Origin of the sequence: Agrobacterium sp. MCAB5 (genome assembly GCF_052114365.1) — a bacterium.
GTDB lineage: Bacteria > Pseudomonadota > Alphaproteobacteria > Rhizobiales > Rhizobiaceae > Agrobacterium > Agrobacterium tumefaciens.
Map to the genome: position 1 here is coordinate 1 of NZ_JBFREP010000365.1, position 367 is coordinate 367.

1 protein-coding gene is annotated in these 367 nt (G+C 58.3%); it reads left to right on the forward strand.

Going from position 1 to position 367, the window contains the following annotated elements; all coding sequences use genetic code 11:
• On the forward strand, window positions 1-367 hold a 367-nt coding region (locus AB4Z23_RS29055; RefSeq protein ID WP_441361382.1), incomplete at both ends, for an ABC transporter permease.

Here is a 367-nt window from a genome sequence, read left to right on the forward strand (position 1 = left end):
CTTCGGCGTTGCAGTCTACGCGATCGGTGCGGACGAAACTGCCGCGGAACTTTCTGGGATTGACGTCAAACGTGTTCGGTTTCTGGCGTTCGTAAACGCGGGTGCCTTGTTCGGTCTTGCAGGATACATGCTGAGCGCGCAGACCGCCACAGGGAGCCCTACGGCCGGCGATCCGTTGTTGATGCTGTCGTTTGCTGCTGTAGCGCTTGGCGGGACGTCACTTTCAGGTGGCCGCGGAGGGTTGTTTGCATCGGTGATGGGCGCTGCCACTCTTATCCTTCTTCAGAAGGTGCTGTTCTCTAGCGGCGTTTCTTCCTTCTACACAGGGATATTCCAAGGCGCCGTCCTCATCGTCGCCGTCGTATTC